Here is a 17,690-nt window from a genome sequence, read left to right as displayed (position 1 = left end):
AGAGGGGGCTCTCGCCCCCCCTCATCCTCTAGGCAGCCATCTTCTTCAAAACAGGGGACATCCAAATGCCCGATGAGCACCATTTTGATTATATCGTCCTCGGCGGCGGCAGCGGCGGCATCGCCAGCGCCAACCGCGCCGCCAGCTATGGGGCACGCGTCGCCTTGGTGGCCGCGGGACCTCTGGGGGGCACCTGCGTCAACGTAGGCTGCGTTCCCAAAAAGCTTTTCTGGAACGCCGCGCACCTGGCCGAAGGCGCACGGCTGGCGCGCAGTTATGCGCTTCAAGCCGAGGCACCGGAGTTTCGCTGGCCCGAATTTTACCAGCGTCGGCAGGACTATATCGCCTACCTCAACGGCCGTTATGCCGAAGGTCTGACCCGGAACGGCGTTCGGCTCTTTCGTGGCTTCGGCCAGCTGCTGAGTGGGCAGCGCGTGCGCGTGGACGCACAGGTGATCCTGCAGGCTCCTCACATCCTCATTGCTACCGGGGGTGAGCCTGTCCGGCCGGAGCTCCCAGGCGCTGAACTGGGCCTCGATTCCGACGGTTTCTTCGCCCTGGAAACCCAGCCCCGCCACGTCGCCGTGGTCGGCGCCGGCTACATTGCGGTGGAGCTTGCGGGGCTCTTGCAGAGTCTCGGCAGTCGGGTCTCCTTGGTCATGCGGCGCCGGCATTTTCTCAACGGCTTCGATGCCATGCTGCGCGAGGGCTTGATGGAAGCCATGGCAGGCGCAGGAATCACCCTGTTGCCGCAGCGGCAGGTGGCAGGTCTTGCCCGGGACGCGGACGGCCTTGCCCTGCACTTTGCCGACGGCGAGAGCCTACAGGGGCTGGACACCGTCCTCTGGGCCGTGGGTCGGCGCCCGCGCAGCCGCGATCTGAACCTTGCGGAGGTCGGAGTCTATCCCGATGAGGAGGGCTACGTGCCCGTCGACCGTTATCAGAATACCCGCGTCGAAGGTATCTACGCCGTGGGCGATGTGACCCGGGCACCGGCACTCACCCCCGTCGCCATTGCCGCGGGACGGCGCCTGGCCGATCGGCTCTTCGGTGGCCAGCCGGATCGGTATTTGGACAGCAGCCTCACCCCCACCGTGATCTTCAGCCATCCGCCCATCGCCACCGTCGGCCTGACGGAGGATGAGGCGCAGGAGCAGTACGGCGAAGACAGCGTGCGCGTCTATCGCAGCCGTTTTACCCCGCTGCTGCGGGCGCTGGACCGAGAACATCCCCAGACCACCCACATGAAGCTCGTCACCGTCGGCGCCGAAGAGCGCATCGTCGGTCTGCACGCCCTGGGCGACGGGGTCGAGGAGATGCTGCAGGGCTTTGCCGTAGCCATCCGCATGGGTGCGCGCAAACGCGACTTCGACGACACCATCGCCATACATCCCACCAGCGCAGAGGAATTTGTCACGATGCGCTGAGCGCCGGCTCAGCGCTCCTGGACAGCAGGCTGTTTGAACAGGGAGTGGTGCAGACGCTGCAGCGCCTCGGGTCCGACGGCCAGGCCACAATCGCAGTCGGGACATTGGGCGAGGAGCGGGACCGTCGCCGCCAGCACCTGGCGCACCCGCTCCATGCCCTCGTGCATGACCTGGTCGATGGCCGCCATGGTGATGGGCTCGGCGCTTTTGCCGGCGGCGGGATTCACCACCAAGGCCAGGGGGGCATAGCACAGACCGATTTCGCGCGCCAGAACCGCCTCGGGCATGCCCGTCATGCCGACGATGTCGCCCCCGTCCCGCTCGATGCGGCGGATTTCCGCCGCTGTCTCCAGCCGCGGCCCCTGGGTGATGGCGTAGGTACCGCCGTCGATAACGGGCTGGGCGATGGCTGCACCGGCCTCCAGCAAACGCTGACGGATCTGCGCGCAGTAGGGCTCGGAAAAATCGACGTGGATGACGGAACTGTCGCCACCCTCGTAAAAGGTATTGGGACGCCCGCTGGTGTAATCGATGAGCTGGTCCGGGGCACACAGGGCTCCAGGCACCATGGCCGGGGCGATCCCCCCCACCGCGCCTACCGCGATGACGTGCCGCACCCCGGCGTGATGAAGCGCCCAGATGTTCGCACGGTAATTGACGCGATGAGGTGGAATGGTGTGACCATAGCCGTGCCGCGCGAGGAAGATGATTTCCTGTCCTGCCAAGCGTCCAAAGGTCAGCGGGCCCGAGGCCTCGCCGTAAGGCGTGCGCACGACCCGGCGCCACAGGATTTCGAGATTCTTCAGCTGGGTCAGACCACTACCGCCAATGATACCGACGATGCCCAAGGTTCAATCCTCCGTCAATGCGAAGATGCCCGGAGCATTGCGTCCCAGACCGCGCGCATCCAGCCCGTAGCCGAAAACGAAGCGGTCCGGCACTTCCAGGCCTACATAATCGACGACCACCTCCCGCTCTCGCGGTCGGCTCTTGCGCACCATCACCGCCGAGCGCACATCGGCCGCGCCGGCTTTGCGGCAGAAATCCTGCAGCTCCAGCAGGGTGAGTCCCTCATCGAGGATGTCATCTATCAGCAGGACCGTTGCACCGCGCAGGTCGGCCCGGGGCTGCAGCCCCCAGACGAGGTCTCCGCCGCGGGTCTCGGCACCGTAGCGACTGAGCTGTACGCAGTCGAGATAGAGGGGAAAGTGCAGGTGCGGCAGGATCTGTCCTACCACGACCACCGCACCCGAGAGCACACAGAGCACGACCACCGGTCGATGCAGGGCACCGGCCTCAAGATCTCTAGTGATAGCAACGGCCATCCTTTGGATGGCCGCTTCCACCTCCGCCGCCGGATAGATCTGCTCGGCGGGACCCAGGTGACTCGGATGCATGGACTTCAGTAGGTGAAGGTTACGACATCGTCATCCATGGCTTGCTCAATGACGTAGGCGCCACCGACCACATCCGAGATCTCCGGAATCAAACCATCCTTGTCCACATCCCAGAGCTCAAGGGTAGGCGTGCAGACGAAGAACTTGACACCCGCTTCGTGCGCGTCCTTGATGAAGTCGTAGACGCTCTTGGGGCTGCCGGGCATGACGTGCATCTTCTCGGCCACACCCTTCTTGGCGAGTTCGCCGGCACGGGCGGTCAGCACCACTTCCACCTCGAAGTCCATGGCCGCGGCCACGGTCGCCTGGAAGAAGGGCGCACCCAGCTCCTGGGGGTTGGCGGGATCGGTATTGACCATGACCATCAACAATTTATCTGCCATTTTCTACTCCTTGCCTGAAAAATCCCGCCCATATTAACGGCGGCAACGCCGGGATGCACCATGAATTGATTGATTCGCGCATAAAATGCGCCATGGAACGCGAGCTCAGTCGTCCCGACCGCCATCCAGCTCTGCCATCCGCCGCTGCCGGCTGGAGCGCAGCAGAATTTCACGCTCTTCGGCCAAGGCACGCTTGGCCACCCGGATGGCCTCCTGAAGATCCTGGCGCTTGGCCTCCACCAGGTCGCCGCCAGCATCCATGAGCTGCGAGGTTTTCTCCTGAATCTCCTCCAGCAAGGCCCCGATGCGCTCCTCCGCCGCCTCCTGCAGATCTTCCAGCTGCTCCCGGCCGCGCTCCAAGGCACGCCGCAGTTCTCCGCGCGTCTCAGCGCCACTGGCCGGTGCCAACAACAGTGCACCCACCGCACCCACCACCACTCCCAGGATAAAACCTTCGGCATTTCGCATGGATCTCACTCCTTCGTTGACAAAACCCTACCGGAACGGCGCGGCTTCTCAGCGACGCCGGAAGAAATAACGCAGGCCAACCCGCAAGGCACGATACCATAGGCCGATTTCACGCACCGGCAGCACCAGGGTATCGACCGTCTCCCGCAGCTCCCGATCGACATAACGGAGACTCGCATCCACCCGCTCCACCTGCCGACCGCCGAGCTTGATAAGATGCTGGACCTGGTGCACCGCCGTCTTCAGCTCGAAAAGGGCGGGCGACAGGTCCTGCTCCACGCGCGCCAACACCCGCTCCAGACGCAGAAAGGTTCGCACGACAACCCCCGCCGTGACCGCCAGAATCAGCAGGATCAACAACATGCAAACAGCAATGATGGTCAGCGCAGTACTGGTGCCCATGCTTTTTCCGCCTTTTTCCGTCCTTTTGTCGTTCAGTATAGCGGCGCGAGGCTGCCAGCGTAAAACTTGCCTCGCCACCCTCCCGACGTCACCCCAGTTGGGTCCAGAGCAGGAGGACCGTCACCAGCAGTGCCGCAACGCTGAGCACCAGCACGGCGGCGGCGGCAAAGTCCTTGGCGCGACCGATGAGAGGATCCAGCTCCGGACTCACCCTATCGGCAAGGGTCTCGATGGCGGTATTGAGAAGCTCGGCGGCAAGGATCGCGGCGATGAGCACGGTGGTCAGCGCCCACCACAGCGGGGCTGCACGCAAGAGCAGGAGCAGCAGGACGGCACCGACACTGGCAATCAGCTCCGTGCGCAGGCTGCGCTCTTCGGCGACGGCCCGCAAGAAGCCGCGCACGGCATTGCGCGAGCGCCGCCACAAGGGCTCGTTCTTGTTCACCAACCACCGTCCTCGCGCAGGGATAAGGCTTCCGTTTCCCCCACCACGAAGTGGTCCAAAAGACGGATGTCCAGGAGCTCCAGCGCCTGTTCCAGACGCCGCGTGAGCTGGCGGTCGGCGAGGCTCGGTTCGGCTACACCGGAGGGGTGATTGTGGGCGACGATGAGGGCCGCGGCGTTGAGCTCCAGGGCGCGTTTGGCCACCTCGCGGACATAGACACTGGTGGCGTCGATGGTGCCCTGGAAGAGTTCCTCGAAACGCAGCACTCGGTGGCGATTGTCCAGAAAGAGCACGAGGAAGATCTCGCGGCTGCGATCCCGCAGGATCAGGCGCAGATACTCCGCGACTCGCCGCGGTGAGTCCAGAGCCTCCCCGCGCTGCCAGCTTTCCGCCATGTGGCGACGGCCCATCTCCAGCACCGCCTGCAGCTGGGCGTACTTGGCCATCCCCAGACCCTTCTCGGCGCAGAATTCGACGGCACTCGCCGTGAGCAGGCCGCGCAGACCACCGAAATGCTGCAAAAGGCCTCGCGCCATATCCACGGCGCTCTGCCCGCGCACCCCGACCCGCAGGAAGATCGCCAGCAATTCGGCATCCGACAGACTCCCCGCCCCCTTCTCCAACAAGCGCTCCCGCGGCCGCTCAGCGGCCGGCCAATCGCGGATAGTCATCTGCTCCCTCCTTGCGTACACTGCGGCTCATGACCGTCTCCGCGCCATTGAACTGTAACGCACCACTCCATGGCAAGCGCATTCTGCTGCTCGTTGGCGGCAGCATCGCCGCCTACAAAAGCCCGGAAATCGTCCGCCTCCTCCGGGCGGAGGGAGCGGAACTGCGCTGCGTTCTGAGCGCCGCTGCCAGCCGCTTCGTCACGCCCCTCACCCTCCAGGCGCTGAGCGGCGAGGCGCCGCGCCAAGATCTCTTCGCCGCCGAGGAAGAGGCGGCCATGGACCACATCCGTCTCGCCCGTTGGCCCGACGCCCTGCTCTATGCCCCCATATCCGCCAACGGCCTCGCCAAACTCGCGCTCGGCCTCGCCGACGATCTCGGCAGCACCGTCGCCCTCGCCAGCCGCGCTCCCCGCTATCTGGCCCCCGCCATGAACACGGCGATGTGGGAGCATCCGGCGACGCAAAGACACGTGGCCCAGCTGCGGACCGATGGCGCCTATTTCATCGACCCCGAGCAGGGGGTATTGGCCTGCGGCGAGAACGGCGCCGGTCGTCTGGCCGAGCCCTCCCGCATCGTCGAGCATCTGCGCCTGGGCCTCGGCCCCCAGGATTGGCGCGGGCGCCGAGTCCTCGTGAGTGCCGGCCCTACCTGGGAAGCCATCGATCCGGTCCGCGCTTTGACGAATCGCGCCAGCGGCCGACAAGGCTTTGCATTGGCCCAGGCAGCGGCGGAACGGGGCGCCCGAGTAGTGCTGGTGGCCGGTCCCTGCGCCCTGCCCACACCCCTCGGAGTGCAGCGCCACGACGTGGTTTCGGCCCAAGAGATGCTCGCCACCATCCTGCGCATCCTGGAAGGCGGGCGTTACGATCTGTTCCTCGCCAACGCCGCCGTCGCCGACCACCGGCCGACGACGAGCCATGCACACAAGCGCCGCAAGGGCGAGTTGGGAGAGAGCCTGGCCTGGATCGCCAACCCCGATATCGTCGCGACGGTGCACGAGAGCCCACACCGGCCGCGGCGTATCGTCGCCTTCGCGGCGGAGACGGCCCCGGACATCGCCTCCGCCGCGGCGAAACTGCGAGCCAAAGGCGCGGACGTTGCCATCGTCAACGACGTATCCGAGGGTGCGATGGGTGGCAACGAAAACGCCTGTACCCTCGTCTGCGGCGAGCGCGTCACGTCCTTGCCGCTGCAAGACAAGCTCTGCCTGTCCCGCGCCCTGCTGCGTGCTCTCGACCCTTGCCTACGCTGAAGGACCAACCATGGAAACCTTGGACATCCGCATTCTCGACCCGCGCCTCGGCCGCGACTGGCCTCTGCCCCACTACGCCAGTCCGGAAGCCGCCGGTATGGACCTGCGCGCCTGCATCGAGGCGCCCTTGGAACTCGAACCGGGTGAAGCGACCCTGGTCTCGGCGGGTTTTGCCATGCACATCGGCCACGCCGGTGTCGCCGCCCTCCTGCTACCTCGCTCGGGCCTGGGTCATCGGGGCATCGTCCTCGGCAATCTGGTCGGCCTCATCGATGCCGATTACCAAGGCCCGGTAAAGATCTCTTTGTGGAATCGCAGCCGCGAGCGGCAATGCATCGAGGTGGGGGAGCGCATAGCGCAGATGATTCTCGTCCCCGTCTTGCGGCCGCAGTTGCGGGAGGTAGCCGAATTCGCGCCCAGCACGCGCGGCGAGGGCGGCTTTGGCAGCACCGGGAGCCTGTGAAGCACGATGAACAATCCCCTGGAACGCATTTTCGAATGGGCCCTCTGGAATTCCCGCTTCGTCGTTCTCTTTGCCGTCATCGCCAGCCTTCTGGTAGCTTTTGGTGTCTTCTACATGACTTCGGTCGACGCCTGGACCCTTTTGCAGCACATCGCCCATTATGGCGACAGCGCACTGTCGACAGAGCAGCGCAGCGACCTGCACGCCGAAATCGTCGCCCATGCCGTGAGCATCGTCGACGGTTATCTCCTGGCCACCATCCTGCTGATCTTTTCTCTGGGCCTCTACGAGCTCTTCATCAGCAAGATCGATATCGCTGGCGAGAGCAAGGGCTCCCGGGTGCTCTTCATCAGTAGCCTGGACGAACTCAAGGATCGTTTGGCCAAGGTCATTCTGATGATCCTGGTGGTAAGCTTCTTCGAGCGCTCCCTCGCCATGCACGCGCGCTCTTTCGTTGACCTGCTCTACCTCGCCATCGGCATTGCCTTGGTAGCGCTCGCCCTCTATCTGAGTCACCGCGCCTCAGGCACCACGCACGGCAGCGACGGACACTGACGGAGGCTGCTGCCCCATGGATTTCAGGCGCGGGGGAGGGTAACCCCCGCCTGGCCCTGATACTTGCCTCGCCGATCGGCGTAGGAGACTTCGCAGACCTCATCGGACTCCAGGAAGAGCACCTGGGCCACCCCCTCATTGGCGTAAATCTTTGCGGGCAGCGGCGTGGTGTTGGAGAACTCCAGGGTCACGTAGCCCTCCCACTCGGGTTCGAAGGGCGTCACGTTGACGATGATGCCGCAGCGCGCGTAGGTGGACTTGCCAAGGCAGATGGTCAAGACCTTGCGCGGAATGCGAAAGTATTCCACGGTGCGCGCCAGGGCAAAGGAATTGGGGGGGATGATGCAGGTATCTCCCTCGAAATCCACGAAGGAGTCGGCGCTGAAATCCTTCGGGTCGACAATGACGCTACGGACATTGGTGAACACCTTGAATTCGTTGGCACAACGGATGTCGTAGCCGTAGGAGGACAGGCCGTAGGAGATGATGGGACGCCCATCCACCTCCCGCACCTGTTGCGGCGAGAAGGGCTCGATCATGCCCCGCTCCTCGGCCATGGTCCGGATCCAGCGGTCGGATTTGATGCTCATGGCCCCTCAGCGATTCTGGACGACGATGTTCGGGAACTTGTGGCTGTGATCCACCGCCTGCAGGGCCAGGCGCCCCGCCGTGTGGCGGGCCAGTTCCCGGTAGATCTTGGCCAGGGGCGAGTCCGGTGCCGCCACCACCGTCGGTGCACCATTGTCGGCCTCATCGCGGATGCGCCGATCCAGAGGTATGGCACCGAGCAGCTCGACCCCATACTGCTCGGCCATGAGGGCACCGCCACCGTGCCCAAAGATATCGTCCTCGTTGCCACACTTGGGACAGATGTAAAAGCTCATGTTCTCGATGATACCGAGGATGGGAACTCCCACCTTCTCGAACATCTTCAGTCCTTTGCGTGCATCCAGCAGAGCGATGTCCTGAGGAGTCGTGACGATCACGGCACCCGAGACCGGCACTTTCTGGGCCAAGGTCAGCTGGGTGTCGCCGGTGCCCGGGGGCAGGTCGATGACCAGGTAGTCCAGCTCACCCCAGCGAGTATCCGAGAGCAACTGCTCCAGGGCCTGCATGACCATGGGTCCACGCCAGACCATGGGCGTTTCCTCGTCGATGAGAAAGCCTATGGACATGGCCTTGATGCCGTGGCCCTCCAGCGGCTCCATCTTCTTGCCGTCCTTGCTGGTGGGCTTGCCGGAGATACCAAGCATGCGCGGTTGGCTGGGACCGTAGATGTCGGCATCGAGGATGCCCACGGCCGCCCCTTCCTGGGCCAGGGCCAGGGCCAGATTGACGGAGGTCGTGGATTTGCCGACCCCGCCCTTACCCGAGGCGACGGCGATGATGTTCTTGATGCCGTCCAGGAGCTTCACCCCGCGCTGTACCTGGTGCGACTGGATGCGATGACTCACCTGCACCGTGGCCTTGCTGCCCGTATCCCGCTGGATCTGGGCGGCGATACGCTCACCAAGCTCCGCTGCTACGCCGACACTGGGATAGGGCAGTTCAATCTCGACGCGGTCGCCGGTTACGCCCTTGAGCACCTTGGCGCTGGCCAGATCCCGGTTCAGATAGGGGTCCGTGATGCCTTTCAGGGACTGCTCCACCGCTTCCTTCTGCAATGCACTCATAGCTCGACTCCCCGACCCTGCGGCCTTGCCGGCGGCCTCAAGACTTCCCGGCGCTGATGATGACCTCGTGCTGCTCGATCCCGCCGCCCTCGCCGAAGGCTTCCTTGGGCAGCGGATTCTGGTGTGCTGCCTTGAAGTCGTCGCTGCGCATCCAGTTCTGGAAGGCCTCGCGATTCTCCCAGTGGGTCAGCACGACGTAGACTCCATTGTCGTCAACGGGGCGCAGTATTTCCATGCGCACGAAGCCGGGCTGTTTCTCCACCTCACCGGCGCGGCGACGGAAACGCTCCTCAAAATCCTGACGATACTCGGTGCGAACCGGAACCCGGTTGGCGACAACGTAGTGCATGGTCTCGATCTCCCGACGACATTTCAGTGTACCCTTATCTTACGCGAGCCGCGGTCCGCAGACCAAGGACATCCTGCATATCGTAGTGGCCCGGGCCGCGTCCCTGCAGCCAGGACGCCGCCCGCAACGCGCCCTCGGCAAAGTTGCGGCGGCTGCCGGCGCGATGGGTCAGTTCCAGACGCTCCCCGGCCCCCGCCAGCCAGACACTGTGCTCGCCCACCACGTCCGCCGCCCGCAGACTGGCAAACCCGATGGAACCGGGCTGCCGCGGTCCGCTCACGCCATTGCGGTCCCAGCAGGCCACGGCATCGAGCTCTACACCGCGGCCTGCCGCCACCGCGCGCCCCAGCTGCAGCGCCGTGCCCGAGGGCGCGTCGCGCTTCTGCCCGTGATGCGCCTCCAGAATCTCCACATCGTAGCCAGCACCCAGAGCCTCCACCATCTGCGGCAGGAAGGCCAGCAGAACGTTGACCCCGACACTCATGTTGGGGGCCTGAACGAGGGCGATGGATCGCGCCAGGGAGTCGATCTCTGCCTGCGCTTCAGCGCTGAAACCCGTACTCCCCAGCACCACCGCCCGCCCTCGGGCTGCGGCTTGGCGCAGATGTCCCAGCGCTGCGTCCGCCGGCGCAAACTCGATGAGCACGTCGAAGTCGTCCAGGACCGCGTCCAGACGGTCGCACACGGCGACACCCAGCTCCCCCACCCCGGCCAGCCGGCCCGCATCCTCGCCCAGATAGGACGCGCCGGGCCGGCCTATGGCCGCGCCCAGTCGCAGCTCCGGATGCTCCGCCAAGGCAGCGACCAACGCCCGCCCCATCTTGCCCGCCACTGCATCTATGGCAACCCGCGGCGCGCCCATCAAAAGCCCATCCGATCCACGAAGTCCTTCACCTTGTTCCACCAGCTCTCCTGCTGCGGATGCTGCACCTCTTCGCCACGCTCGTCGGCGAACTCCTGCAGGAGTTCCCGCTGACGAGCGGAGAGGTGGACCGGGATCTCTACCTGTAGACGGCAGTGCAGGTCGCCCGCGAGCTTGCTGCGCACCCCCTGCACGCCCTTGCCCCGGAGTCGGAACACGGTCCCTGACTGAGTGCCGGGATTGACCTGGATCCGGGCACGGCCGGTGAGGGTAGGAATCTCCAGCTCTCCCCCCAGAGCCAGGGTGGTGAAGCTCACGGGCACGGTGCAATGGAGGTCGTCGCCATCCCGCTCAAAGAGGGGGTGCGGACGCACGCGGATCTCGATGAACAGATCCCCCGCCGGGGCGCCGCGCTCACCCGCCTCCCCCTCGCCAGCGAGGCGGATGCGATCGCCCGTGTCCACACCCGCCGGAATCTTGACCTCGATGCTGCGAGTCTTGCGCACCCGCCCGTGCCCGTTGCACTGGGGACAGGGTTCCTTGATCACCCGACCGGAGCCGCCGCAGTCCGGACAGGGGCGGGTGACGGAAAAGAAACCCTGGACCATGCGTACCTGCCCGCGACCGGCGCAGGTGCTGCACTCCACGGTGCTGCTGCCGGCCTTGGCACCGCTGCCGCCACAGCTGTCGCAGACACTGGAACTGGGGATCGAGATGGTGACGGTCTTGCCCTGGGCGGCCTCCTCCAGGCTGAGCTCCAGCTCGTAGCGCAGATCTGCGCCGCGGCCGGGGTCGCGCCCGGCAAAACCGCGCCCGAAAGCCTGCTCGAAGAGATCACCGAAGATGTCGCCAAAGCCACCGCCGGCAAAGCCTCCGGCGCCGAAGCCGCCAAAGCCCTGGCCCGCACCGCCCTGGACACCAGCGTGACCAAAGCGGTCGTAGGCCTGCCGTTTCTGCGGGTCCGACAGTACCTCGTAGGCCTCACTGATCTCCTTGAAGCGCTCCTCCGCCTGAGCGTCGCCGGGGTTGCGGTCCGGGTGGTAGCGCATGGCAAGACGCCGGTAGGACTTCTTTATCTCCCCGTCGTCCGCCGTGCGGCTGACTTCCAGTAACTCGTAATAATCTCTGTTGCTGGCCATGCACCTGTTTCCATAAAGGGCAAGGGGAGGCCGACCCGCCTCCCCTCACGGTTTCCCAGAGACTTACTTCTTGTTGTCCTGGACTTCCTCGAACTCCGCCTCGACCACGTCGTCGTTCTTGGCCTGACCGCCGGCGCCGGCACTTGCGCCCGCACCATCGCCAGCGGTACTGGCACCGGCATGCTGCAGCAGGGTGGACATAGCCGCCACGAGGGTAGCCACCGCACCCTTGATGGCCTCCACGTCCTCGCCCTTGACCGCTGTCTCCACCGCCGCAATGGCCTCGTTGACCTTGGCCTTTTCTGCTTCGGGGGCAGTGGCATGTTCGCTCAGGGCCTTGCGCGCGCCGTGGATGCTGGCGTCCGCCTCGTTGCGGGCCTCGATGAGGGCACGGGCCTTCTTGTCCTCGGCAGCGTGCGCTTCGGCCTCCTTGACCATGCGCTGGATCTCCTCTTCACTGAGACCAGAGCTCGCCGTGATCTTGATGGACTGCTCCTTGTTGGTCTGCATGTCCTTGGCCGAGACGTGCAGGATACCGTTGGCGTCGATGTCGAAGGTCACCTCGATCTGCGGCACGCCGCGTGGCGCCGGCGGAATGTCCGTCAAATCGAAGCGGGCCAGGGACTTGTTGTCCCGCGCCAGCTCGCGCTCGCCCTGGAGCACATGCACCGTCACCGCCGACTGATTGTCCTCCGCCGTACTGAAGATCTGTGACTTGCGGGTCGGGATGGTGGTGTTCTTCTCGATGAGCTTGGTCATCACCCCACCGAGGGTCTCGATACCCAGGGACAGCGGAGTCACGTCCATGAGCAGCACGTCCTTCTTGGCGCCCGAGAGCACCGCACCCTGGACCGCCGCACCGATGGCCACCGCCTCGTCGGGGTTGACGTCCTTGCGCGGCTCCTTGCCAAAGAAATCCTTGACCTTCTCCTGCACCTTGGGCATGCGGGTCTGGCCGCCCACCAGGATCACATCGGTGATCTGTCCCGTGGACAGGCTAGCGTCCTTCATGGCCACCCGGCAGGGTGCCATGCTGCGGTCGATGAGGTCCTCCACCAGGGATTCCAGCTTGGCCCGGGTCAGCTTCATGTTGAGGTGCTTGGGGCCACTCTGGTCGGCCGTGATGAAGGGCAGATTGACATCGGTCTGCTGCGCCGAGGACAGCTCGATCTTGGCCTTTTCCGCGGCCTCCTTGAGGCGCTGCATGGCCAGGCGGTCGTTACGCAGGTCGATGCCGGACTCGGCCTTGAAGGAATCCGCCAGATAGTTGATGACCCGATTGTCGAAATCGCCGCCGCCCAGGAAGGTGTCGCCGTTGGTGGAAAGCACCTCGAACTGATGCTCTCCGTCCAGCTCCGCAATCTCGATGATGGAGATGTCGAAGGTCCCGCCGCCCAGGTCATAGACCGCGATCTTGCTGTCGCCCGGATTCTTGTCCTCGCCAAAGGCCAGGGCAGCCGCCGTCGGCTCGTTGATGATGCGCTTTACCTCGAGACCGGCGATGCGGCCGGCATCCTTGGTGGCCTGGCGCTGGGCGTCGTTGAAGTAGGCCGGCACCGTCACCACCGCCTCCGTCACCGTCTCGCCCAGATAATCCTCGGCCGTCTTCTTCATCTTCTGCAGGATATAGGCCGAGATCTGCTGCGGCGAATAACGCTTGCCGCGCACCTCGACCCAAGCGTCGCCATTGTCCGCCTTGACGATCTTGTAGGGGACGTGCTTCATATCCTTCTGCACTTCCGGGTCGTCAAACTTGCGTCCGATCAGGCGCTTGACCTCGTAGATGGTATTCTCGGGGTTGGTGACGGCCTGCCGCTTGGCGGCCTCGCCCACCAGGACCTCGCCCTCCTCCGTGAAGGCGACGATGGAAGGGGTGGTGCGCTTGCCCTCGCTGTTCTCGATGACCTTGACCTTGTCCCCTTCCATGATGGCCACGCAGGAATTGGTCGTGCCCAAATCGATGCCGATGACTTTTGCCATGTGTCTGTCTCCTGATTTCTGAATGGATTACCGATCCGAATGCTGTTACTGATCCTGGCTGCCGGGACTCGGGTCTCGGCCGGACTCGCCGCTGGCGGCCTTGGCCACGGTGACCATGGCCGGACGCAGGAGGCGATCGTGGATGACATAGCCTTTCTGATGCACGGCCAAAATGCGGTTGGGCTCCCCCTCTGCCTCGACCATGGCAATGGCCTGGTGGCGGTGGGGATCGAAACGCGCGGCATCGGCCTCCACCGGCGCCACCCCTGCCTTGGCCAGGGCTTGGAAGAACAGGCTCAGGGTGTTCTCCAGACCTTGGCGCAGTTGCGCCACTCCCTCGCCGCCGGCCACCGGGGTGGACAGGGCCAACTCCAGGCTGTCCACCACCGGCAGGAGCTCCCGCGCAAACCGCTCCACGGCGTAGTTGCGCGCGTCCTCCATCTGCCGCTCCAGCCGCTTGCGCAGATTCTCCATATCGGCCAGGGCGCGCAGGTAATCGTTGCGATACTGCTCCGCCTGTTCCCGCCAGTTGGTCTCTTCGGCGGGACTCGCGTCCTCACCGCCATCACCTGCGGTCGTCTTCTCTTTGTCCTCTTCCTGCTGATCCTGCCGTTCCGCTTCTGTCATGGCCAAACTGCTCCTTGTCTTGCTCCGCGTCAGATATGGGGCGCGTCCGCCGCTATTTCAAGGGTGACCCGGCAACTCCGAGGAAAGCGCCTTGCCCAGCGCCCGCGCCGTGCCGTCCACCAGCGGAATGATCTCGTGATAGGGCATGCGCATGGGACCGATGACACCGATCACGCCCACCACTTCACCATCGACGCTATAGGGCGCCGCCACCACACTGCAGTCGGCCAGAGGGGCGTAACCGGACTCCTCGCCGATGAACAAGCGGACATCGCTGCCACGCACACTCTGGTCCAGGAGATGCACCAGATCGCGTTTGCGCCGCACCGCCTGTAGAAGCTCCCGCAGTCGCTCGTTATCGGCAAAGTCCGGCAGATCCAGGAGCTGCAACTCCCCTTCGATGAGGATACGCTCGGCGTCGGCATCGAGCATTTCCTCACCCAGTTCCATGGCATTGCGCAGGATGCGATCGAGCTCGTCGCGGTTTTCCTGCAGGTCGCGCTGCAACTGCCAAAGAATCTCCTGCAGCGGCTTGCCGCCGTAGGTGGCATTGAAGTAGTTGGCGGCCTGGGCCAATTGGCTCTGATCCAGAGACTGCTCCAGACGGATGAGCCGATTTTCCACATCGCCGCGATCGGTGACAAAGATGGCGAGCACTTCGCGCTCGCGCAGGGCGAGAAAATCCACGTGCCGAAGGATCCGGGTCGCGCGCCGGGGTACACGGACGAAGCCGGCCATGCGGGTGAGTCTCGAGAGCACCTCGGTGGCCGCGTGCAAAACCTCGTCGGTGTCGGGAATGTGCTCGCCGATGCGTCGCAGCACCAAGCGACGTGCCTCAGGCGCCACTGGCAGCGTCTGCAGGAGCGAATCGACGAAAAAACGATATCCCGCCCGGGTGGGCACACGTCCGGCCGAAGTGTGCGGCGCCATGAGTAGCCCCTCGTCCTCCAGGTCCGCCAAGACATTGCGTACCGTCGCGGCACTGATCTGCAGGCCCGAATCCCGGGCAAGCTGACGGCTGCCTACGGGCACGCCGCTGGCGATGTGCTGTTCGATGAGCTGTTTGAGGAGATGCTGGGCGCGAGCATCCAAAGCCATAAAAACCTCCCCGCCGAGTCAACGCTTGGTGCGGGCTACACCCAGTGTACAGCCCTTAGCACTCGATCCGCGTGAGTGCTAACACTGTACCAAAGCAAGGCAGCACGAGCAAAGCTACTGCGGCAGGGCCCCGCGGCCCGCTGGTGCCGGTTACTTGATCTTGTCTTCCCGGTAGGCGACGTGCTTGCGTGCCTTGGGATCGTACTTCATGAACTCGAGCTTGTCCGGAGTCGTCTTTTTGTTCTTGTTGGTCGTGTAGAAGTGTCCCGTGCCGGCGGTGGACACCAGTTTGATCTTGTCGCGCATGATGGAGCTCCTGAGTCCGGTTCCCTTAGATCTTCTCGCCCGCGGCGCGCAGTTCGGCCAACACCACGTCGATACCCTTCTTGTCGATGGTACGCATGCCTTTGGTACTCACCCGCATCCGCACCCAGCGCTGCTCGCTCTCCACCCAGAAGCGATGGTACTGGAGATTGGGCAGGAAACGACGGCGCGTCTTGTTGTTGGCGTGGGAAACATTGTTTCCCGCCATGGGCTTCTTGCCCGTGATCTTGCATACTCTGGACATGGCAACATCCCTCTGAAAAAGGGGCACTTTATATCACAGCACCGCTGCGCGTGCCAGCCCCCTGCGCAGCCTCGGGATCTGCGGATACCAAGCCGGAAAGTGGGAAACTATTCCGTCGGGCCCGACGTCCAGCGCGTCTGTGCGCGGTGGCCTCTTCAGACACCCTTCGCCCAAGCCGTTCTCAGCTGCTCTGCACGCTCCCCAATCGCACTGCGGGTGGGCGCGTCCAGGGACTCGAGGTGCTTCCATTGCAGGGCCGTGCGCGGGTGGCGGGCAAAGGTCTCCGCGTGGCGGATGAGAAAATCCCAGTACAGGGTGGTGAAGGGGCAGGCCGTACTGCCCACACGTTCCTGCGGCCGGTAGGGGCAACGGTTACAGTGTCCGGTCATGCGCGCGAGGTAACGGCCACTGGCCACGTAGGGCTTGGAAGCCACCCGCCCACCATCGGCGTACTGCGACATGCCGAGGACGTTGGGCAGCTCCACCCACTCCACCGCGTCCACGTAGATGGCCAGGTACCAAGCGTGGATCGCCTGTGGTGCCACGCCGAGGAGTAGCGCGAACAGGCCCGTGACCATGAGGCGCTCGATGTGATGGGCATATCCGTAGTCCAGAGTTCGCTGCAGCACATCGCGAAGACAGGCCATCTCGGTCTCGGCCGTCCAGTAGAAATGCGGCAGGGGCAAGGTCGCCCCCAGCGCATTCTCTTGCAGATAGTCGGGCATATAGCGCCAGTAGATTCCGCGCACGAATTCCCGCCAGCCAAGGATCTGGCGCACGAAGCCCTCGGTGGCGGCGAGGCTCGCATGACCCTGGGCGTGCGCGTCCAATACCGCCTGGATGACCTTCTGCGGGTGCAGCAGCCCGAGATTCATGGCAGCGGAGAGGCGCGAATGATAGAGCCAGACCGCGCCGGGCCAGGAAGCATCCTGAAAGCGACCGAAACTCGGCAGACGGTGGGTGATGAAATCCCCCAGGGCCGCTTCGGCCTCGGCCATGGTGACCGGCCAGTCGAAGTGCTTGAGGCTGCCGGGGTGGCCCGGGAACTCCCGTTCTACGGTGGCCAGCACCTCGCCGGTGGTGGCGTCTGGCGCAAAGGCCAGAGGCTCGGGCAGCGCACCCGGACCGGCCTTACCGAAGCTGCCGCGATTGTCGCTATCGAAATTCCAGCGCCCGCCTTGTGGCTCCTCGCCGTCCATGAGAATCCCCGTAAGCCGACGCGCATGGCGATACCAGAACTCCATGCGGTGCTGGCGATGCCCTTTGGCCCAGCTTTCGAATTCGCGCAGCGGGAAGAGAAAGGGGGTCGCGGGCCACAGCTCGTACGCCACCCCAGCGGCTGCAGCCGTCTCCCGCAGCCCCTGCGCCAGCGCCCAGGTGCCCGGCTCGTGCAGGGCCAGGCGCTGAGGCGCAAAACGCTGTAGCGCGGCCGCCACGGCCCCGACCAGATCGTCGTAGGGGTGCTGCCCCAGCGCCCAGTACTCCACGCGCAGACCGCGCTGCCGCAGAGCCTCGGCGGCGTGACGCATGGCCGCCAGGAAGAGGGCGATGCGTGCCTTGTGGGACCAGACCCCCTGCGACTCGGAGCGCGCCTCCACCAGCAGACACAGATCCCGTTCGGGATCCACCGTTGCCAGATGGGGACTGTGCAGGTCCAGATGGTCTCCCAACAGCAGCACGAGACGGCGTAACGGTTTTGGCACGACTTTCTCCTCTGGGCAGCACCCATCTGCCGGCAACGATGGCCCGCACCCCCGGCCCCTGGAACCAGGCGACGAAGCGAGCGGCGCAACACTCCCTTGCACCTTGACGGGTTTTTGTACTATACATAAGTGCGACATTACCAGAACAGAGTCCACCAGAGGGAGTATCGGCATCCGCACTCGCCATCTTTGCGTAAAGCCAAGTTGTGGAGCGGCAGACGAGCTCT

22 protein-coding genes are annotated in these 17,690 nt (G+C 64.6%); 4 read left to right on the top strand and 18 right to left on the bottom strand.

Annotated elements, in window-relative coordinates; translation table 11 throughout:
• Nucleotides 1-65: 65 nt before the first annotated feature.
• Nucleotides 66-1,427, top strand: a complete 1,362-nt coding sequence (gene gorA / locus Q0C23_RS05885; RefSeq protein ID WP_291511449.1) for a glutathione-disulfide reductase — start codon at nucleotides 66-68, stop codon at nucleotides 1,425-1,427.
• Nucleotides 1,428-1,435: 8 nt separating this feature from the next.
• Here the strand turns inward: gorA and Q0C23_RS05880 are convergent, their stop codons facing one another.
• From Q0C23_RS05880 to radC, 7 genes are all read right to left on the bottom strand, one after another.
• Nucleotides 1,436-2,275, bottom strand: a complete 840-nt coding sequence (locus Q0C23_RS05880; RefSeq protein ID WP_291511448.1) for an S-methyl-5'-thioinosine phosphorylase — start codon at nucleotides 2,273-2,275, stop codon at nucleotides 1,436-1,438.
• A 3-nt stretch (nucleotides 2,276-2,278) separates the two neighbouring features.
• Complete coding sequence (locus Q0C23_RS05875; RefSeq protein ID WP_291511447.1) at nucleotides 2,279-2,824, bottom strand: hypoxanthine-guanine phosphoribosyltransferase; 546 nt, start codon at nucleotides 2,822-2,824, stop codon at nucleotides 2,279-2,281.
• 5 nt (nucleotides 2,825-2,829) lie between these two features.
• Nucleotides 2,830-3,207, bottom strand: coding sequence for a DsrE/DsrF/DrsH-like family protein (locus tag Q0C23_RS05870; RefSeq protein WP_004868827.1), 378 nt, complete (start codon nucleotides 3,205-3,207; stop codon nucleotides 2,830-2,832).
• A gap of 105 nt (nucleotides 3,208-3,312) precedes the next feature.
• Nucleotides 3,313-3,675 carry a YtxH domain-containing protein gene (locus Q0C23_RS05865; RefSeq protein ID WP_291511446.1) on the bottom strand — a complete coding sequence of 121 codons (363 nt, stop codon included), beginning with the start codon at nucleotides 3,673-3,675 and terminating at the stop codon, nucleotides 3,313-3,315.
• 48 nt (nucleotides 3,676-3,723) lie between these two features.
• Nucleotides 3,724-4,077 (bottom strand): hypothetical protein, encoded by a 354-nt coding sequence (locus Q0C23_RS05860; RefSeq protein WP_291511445.1) that lies wholly within the window; start codon nucleotides 4,075-4,077, stop codon nucleotides 3,724-3,726.
• A gap of 88 nt (nucleotides 4,078-4,165) precedes the next feature.
• The gene (locus tag Q0C23_RS05855) at nucleotides 4,166-4,522 is read right to left on the bottom strand and encodes a diacylglycerol kinase (RefSeq protein ID WP_291511444.1); all 357 of its coding nucleotides are present in this window, start codon (nucleotides 4,520-4,522) and stop codon (nucleotides 4,166-4,168) included.
• A complete protein-coding gene (gene radC, locus Q0C23_RS05850) occupies nucleotides 4,519-5,193 on the bottom strand; it encodes a DNA repair protein RadC (protein WP_291511443.1) in 675 nt (224 codons plus the stop codon). Before radC ends, Q0C23_RS05855 begins: the two co-directional genes overlap by 4 nt.
• An 11-nt stretch (nucleotides 5,194-5,204) precedes the next feature.
• On the opposite strand from radC, the gene coaBC reads away from it, so the two are divergent.
• Genes coaBC through Q0C23_RS05835 form a run of 3 tightly spaced genes read left to right on the top strand, consistent with a single transcriptional unit; the run spans nucleotide 5,205 to nucleotide 7,464 of the window.
• Entirely contained in the window at nucleotides 5,205-6,446 is a 1,242-nt protein-coding gene (gene coaBC / locus Q0C23_RS05845) for a bifunctional phosphopantothenoylcysteine decarboxylase/phosphopantothenate--cysteine ligase CoaBC (RefSeq protein ID WP_291511442.1), read from the top strand.
• A gap of 10 nt (nucleotides 6,447-6,456) precedes the next feature.
• Complete coding sequence (dut, locus tag Q0C23_RS05840) at nucleotides 6,457-6,909, top strand: dUTP diphosphatase (RefSeq protein WP_291511441.1); 453 nt, start codon at nucleotides 6,457-6,459, stop codon at nucleotides 6,907-6,909.
• 6 nt (nucleotides 6,910-6,915) lie between these two features.
• Nucleotides 6,916-7,464 carry a YqhA family protein gene (locus Q0C23_RS05835; RefSeq protein ID WP_291511440.1) on the top strand — a complete coding sequence of 183 codons (549 nt, stop codon included), beginning with the start codon at nucleotides 6,916-6,918 and terminating at the stop codon, nucleotides 7,462-7,464.
• 23 nt (nucleotides 7,465-7,487) lie between these two features.
• On the opposite strand, the gene dcd is transcribed toward Q0C23_RS05835, so the two are convergent.
• The 11 genes from dcd to Q0C23_RS05780 form a co-directional block, all read right to left on the bottom strand.
• On the bottom strand, nucleotides 7,488-8,054 hold the full coding sequence (gene dcd / locus Q0C23_RS05830) for a dCTP deaminase (protein WP_291511439.1): 567 nt from the start codon (nucleotides 8,052-8,054) through the stop codon (nucleotides 7,488-7,490).
• Nucleotides 8,055-8,060: 6 nt separating this feature from the next.
• Nucleotides 8,061-9,137 carry an iron-sulfur cluster carrier protein ApbC gene (gene apbC, locus Q0C23_RS05825; RefSeq protein ID WP_291511438.1) on the bottom strand — a complete coding sequence of 359 codons (1,077 nt, stop codon included), beginning with the start codon at nucleotides 9,135-9,137 and terminating at the stop codon, nucleotides 8,061-8,063.
• A 37-nt stretch (nucleotides 9,138-9,174) separates the two neighbouring features.
• Complete coding sequence (locus Q0C23_RS05820; protein ID WP_291511437.1) at nucleotides 9,175-9,486, bottom strand: antibiotic biosynthesis monooxygenase; 312 nt, start codon at nucleotides 9,484-9,486, stop codon at nucleotides 9,175-9,177.
• 34 nt (nucleotides 9,487-9,520) lie between these two features.
• Nucleotides 9,521-10,348 (bottom strand): 4-hydroxy-tetrahydrodipicolinate reductase, encoded by an 828-nt coding sequence (dapB, locus tag Q0C23_RS05815; RefSeq protein WP_291511477.1) that lies wholly within the window; start codon nucleotides 10,346-10,348, stop codon nucleotides 9,521-9,523.
• Nucleotides 10,348-11,487: a molecular chaperone DnaJ gene (gene dnaJ / locus Q0C23_RS05810; RefSeq protein WP_291511436.1), complete on the bottom strand. Its 1,140-nt coding sequence runs from the start codon at nucleotides 11,485-11,487 to the stop codon at nucleotides 10,348-10,350. Before dnaJ ends, dapB begins: the two co-directional genes overlap by 1 nt.
• A 63-nt stretch (nucleotides 11,488-11,550) precedes the next feature.
• Nucleotides 11,551-13,467, bottom strand: coding sequence for a molecular chaperone DnaK (gene dnaK / locus Q0C23_RS05805; protein WP_291511435.1), 1,917 nt, complete (start codon nucleotides 13,465-13,467; stop codon nucleotides 11,551-11,553).
• A gap of 45 nt (nucleotides 13,468-13,512) precedes the next feature.
• Nucleotides 13,513-14,094 (bottom strand): nucleotide exchange factor GrpE, encoded by a 582-nt coding sequence (locus tag Q0C23_RS05800; protein ID WP_291511434.1) that lies wholly within the window; start codon nucleotides 14,092-14,094, stop codon nucleotides 13,513-13,515.
• Nucleotides 14,095-14,151: 57 nt separating this feature from the next.
• Complete coding sequence (hrcA, locus tag Q0C23_RS05795) at nucleotides 14,152-15,192, bottom strand: heat-inducible transcriptional repressor HrcA (RefSeq protein ID WP_291511433.1); 1,041 nt, start codon at nucleotides 15,190-15,192, stop codon at nucleotides 14,152-14,154.
• A 150-nt stretch (nucleotides 15,193-15,342) separates the two neighbouring features.
• Complete coding sequence (rpmG, locus tag Q0C23_RS05790; protein ID WP_004868858.1) at nucleotides 15,343-15,498, bottom strand: 50S ribosomal protein L33; 156 nt, start codon at nucleotides 15,496-15,498, stop codon at nucleotides 15,343-15,345.
• Between the two features lie 25 nt (nucleotides 15,499-15,523).
• Complete coding sequence (gene rpmB / locus Q0C23_RS05785) at nucleotides 15,524-15,760, bottom strand: 50S ribosomal protein L28 (protein ID WP_004868860.1); 237 nt, start codon at nucleotides 15,758-15,760, stop codon at nucleotides 15,524-15,526.
• A 155-nt stretch (nucleotides 15,761-15,915) separates the two neighbouring features.
• On the bottom strand, nucleotides 15,916-17,463 hold the full coding sequence (locus Q0C23_RS05780; RefSeq protein WP_291511432.1) for a cryptochrome/photolyase family protein: 1,548 nt from the start codon (nucleotides 17,461-17,463) through the stop codon (nucleotides 15,916-15,918).
• Between the last annotated feature and the right edge of the window lie 227 nt (nucleotides 17,464-17,690).

The sequence above is a fragment of the Acidithiobacillus sp. genome (genome assembly GCF_023256195.1).
In the GTDB taxonomy this organism is placed as follows: Bacteria; Pseudomonadota; Gammaproteobacteria; order Acidithiobacillales; family Acidithiobacillaceae; genus Acidithiobacillus_A.
Note: the sequence above shows the minus strand (reverse complement) of the source record. Positions and strands in the feature narration are given on the sequence as shown.

Bases quoted from the DNA above. Each gene is read 5' to 3' on its own strand.
- Q0C23_RS05865 (WP_291511446.1), bottom strand. From the start codon at position 3,675: ATGCGAAATGCCGAAGGTTTTATCCTGGGAGTGGTGGTGGGTGCGGTG.
- Q0C23_RS05835 (WP_291511440.1), top strand. From the start codon at position 6,916: ATGAACAATCCCCTGGAACGCATTTTCGAATGGGCCCTCTGGAATTCC.
- dapB (WP_291511477.1), bottom strand. From the start codon at position 10,348: ATGGGCGCGCCGCGGGTTGCCATAGATGCAGTGGCGGGCAAGATGGGG.
- Q0C23_RS05800 (WP_291511434.1), bottom strand. From the start codon at position 14,094: ATGACAGAAGCGGAACGGCAGGATCAGCAGGAAGAGGACAAAGAGAAG.
- Q0C23_RS05820 (WP_291511437.1), bottom strand. From the start codon at position 9,486: ATGCACTACGTTGTCGCCAACCGGGTTCCGGTTCGCACCGAGTATCGT.
- rpmG (WP_004868858.1), bottom strand. From the start codon at position 15,498: ATGCGCGACAAGATCAAACTGGTGTCCACCGCCGGCACGGGACACTTC.
- Q0C23_RS05875 (WP_291511447.1), bottom strand. From the start codon at position 2,824: ATGCATCCGAGTCACCTGGGTCCCGCCGAGCAGATCTATCCGGCGGCG.
- dcd (WP_291511439.1), bottom strand. From the start codon at position 8,054: ATGAGCATCAAATCCGACCGCTGGATCCGGACCATGGCCGAGGAGCGG.
- Q0C23_RS05860 (WP_291511445.1), bottom strand. From the start codon at position 4,077: ATGGGCACCAGTACTGCGCTGACCATCATTGCTGTTTGCATGTTGTTG.
- rpmB (WP_004868860.1), bottom strand. From the start codon at position 15,760: ATGTCCAGAGTATGCAAGATCACGGGCAAGAAGCCCATGGCGGGAAAC.
- dnaJ (WP_291511436.1), bottom strand. From the start codon at position 11,487: ATGGCCAGCAACAGAGATTATTACGAGTTACTGGAAGTCAGCCGCACG.
- gorA (WP_291511449.1), top strand. From the start codon at position 66: ATGCCCGATGAGCACCATTTTGATTATATCGTCCTCGGCGGCGGCAGC.
- hrcA (WP_291511433.1), bottom strand. From the start codon at position 15,192: ATGGCTTTGGATGCTCGCGCCCAGCATCTCCTCAAACAGCTCATCGAA.
- Q0C23_RS05870 (WP_004868827.1), bottom strand. From the start codon at position 3,207: ATGGCAGATAAATTGTTGATGGTCATGGTCAATACCGATCCCGCCAAC.
- dnaK (WP_291511435.1), bottom strand. From the start codon at position 13,467: ATGGCAAAAGTCATCGGCATCGATTTGGGCACGACCAATTCCTGCGTG.
- radC (WP_291511443.1), bottom strand. From the start codon at position 5,193: ATGACTATCCGCGATTGGCCGGCCGCTGAGCGGCCGCGGGAGCGCTTG.
- apbC (WP_291511438.1), bottom strand. From the start codon at position 9,137: ATGAGTGCATTGCAGAAGGAAGCGGTGGAGCAGTCCCTGAAAGGCATC.
- dut (WP_291511441.1), top strand. From the start codon at position 6,457: ATGGAAACCTTGGACATCCGCATTCTCGACCCGCGCCTCGGCCGCGAC.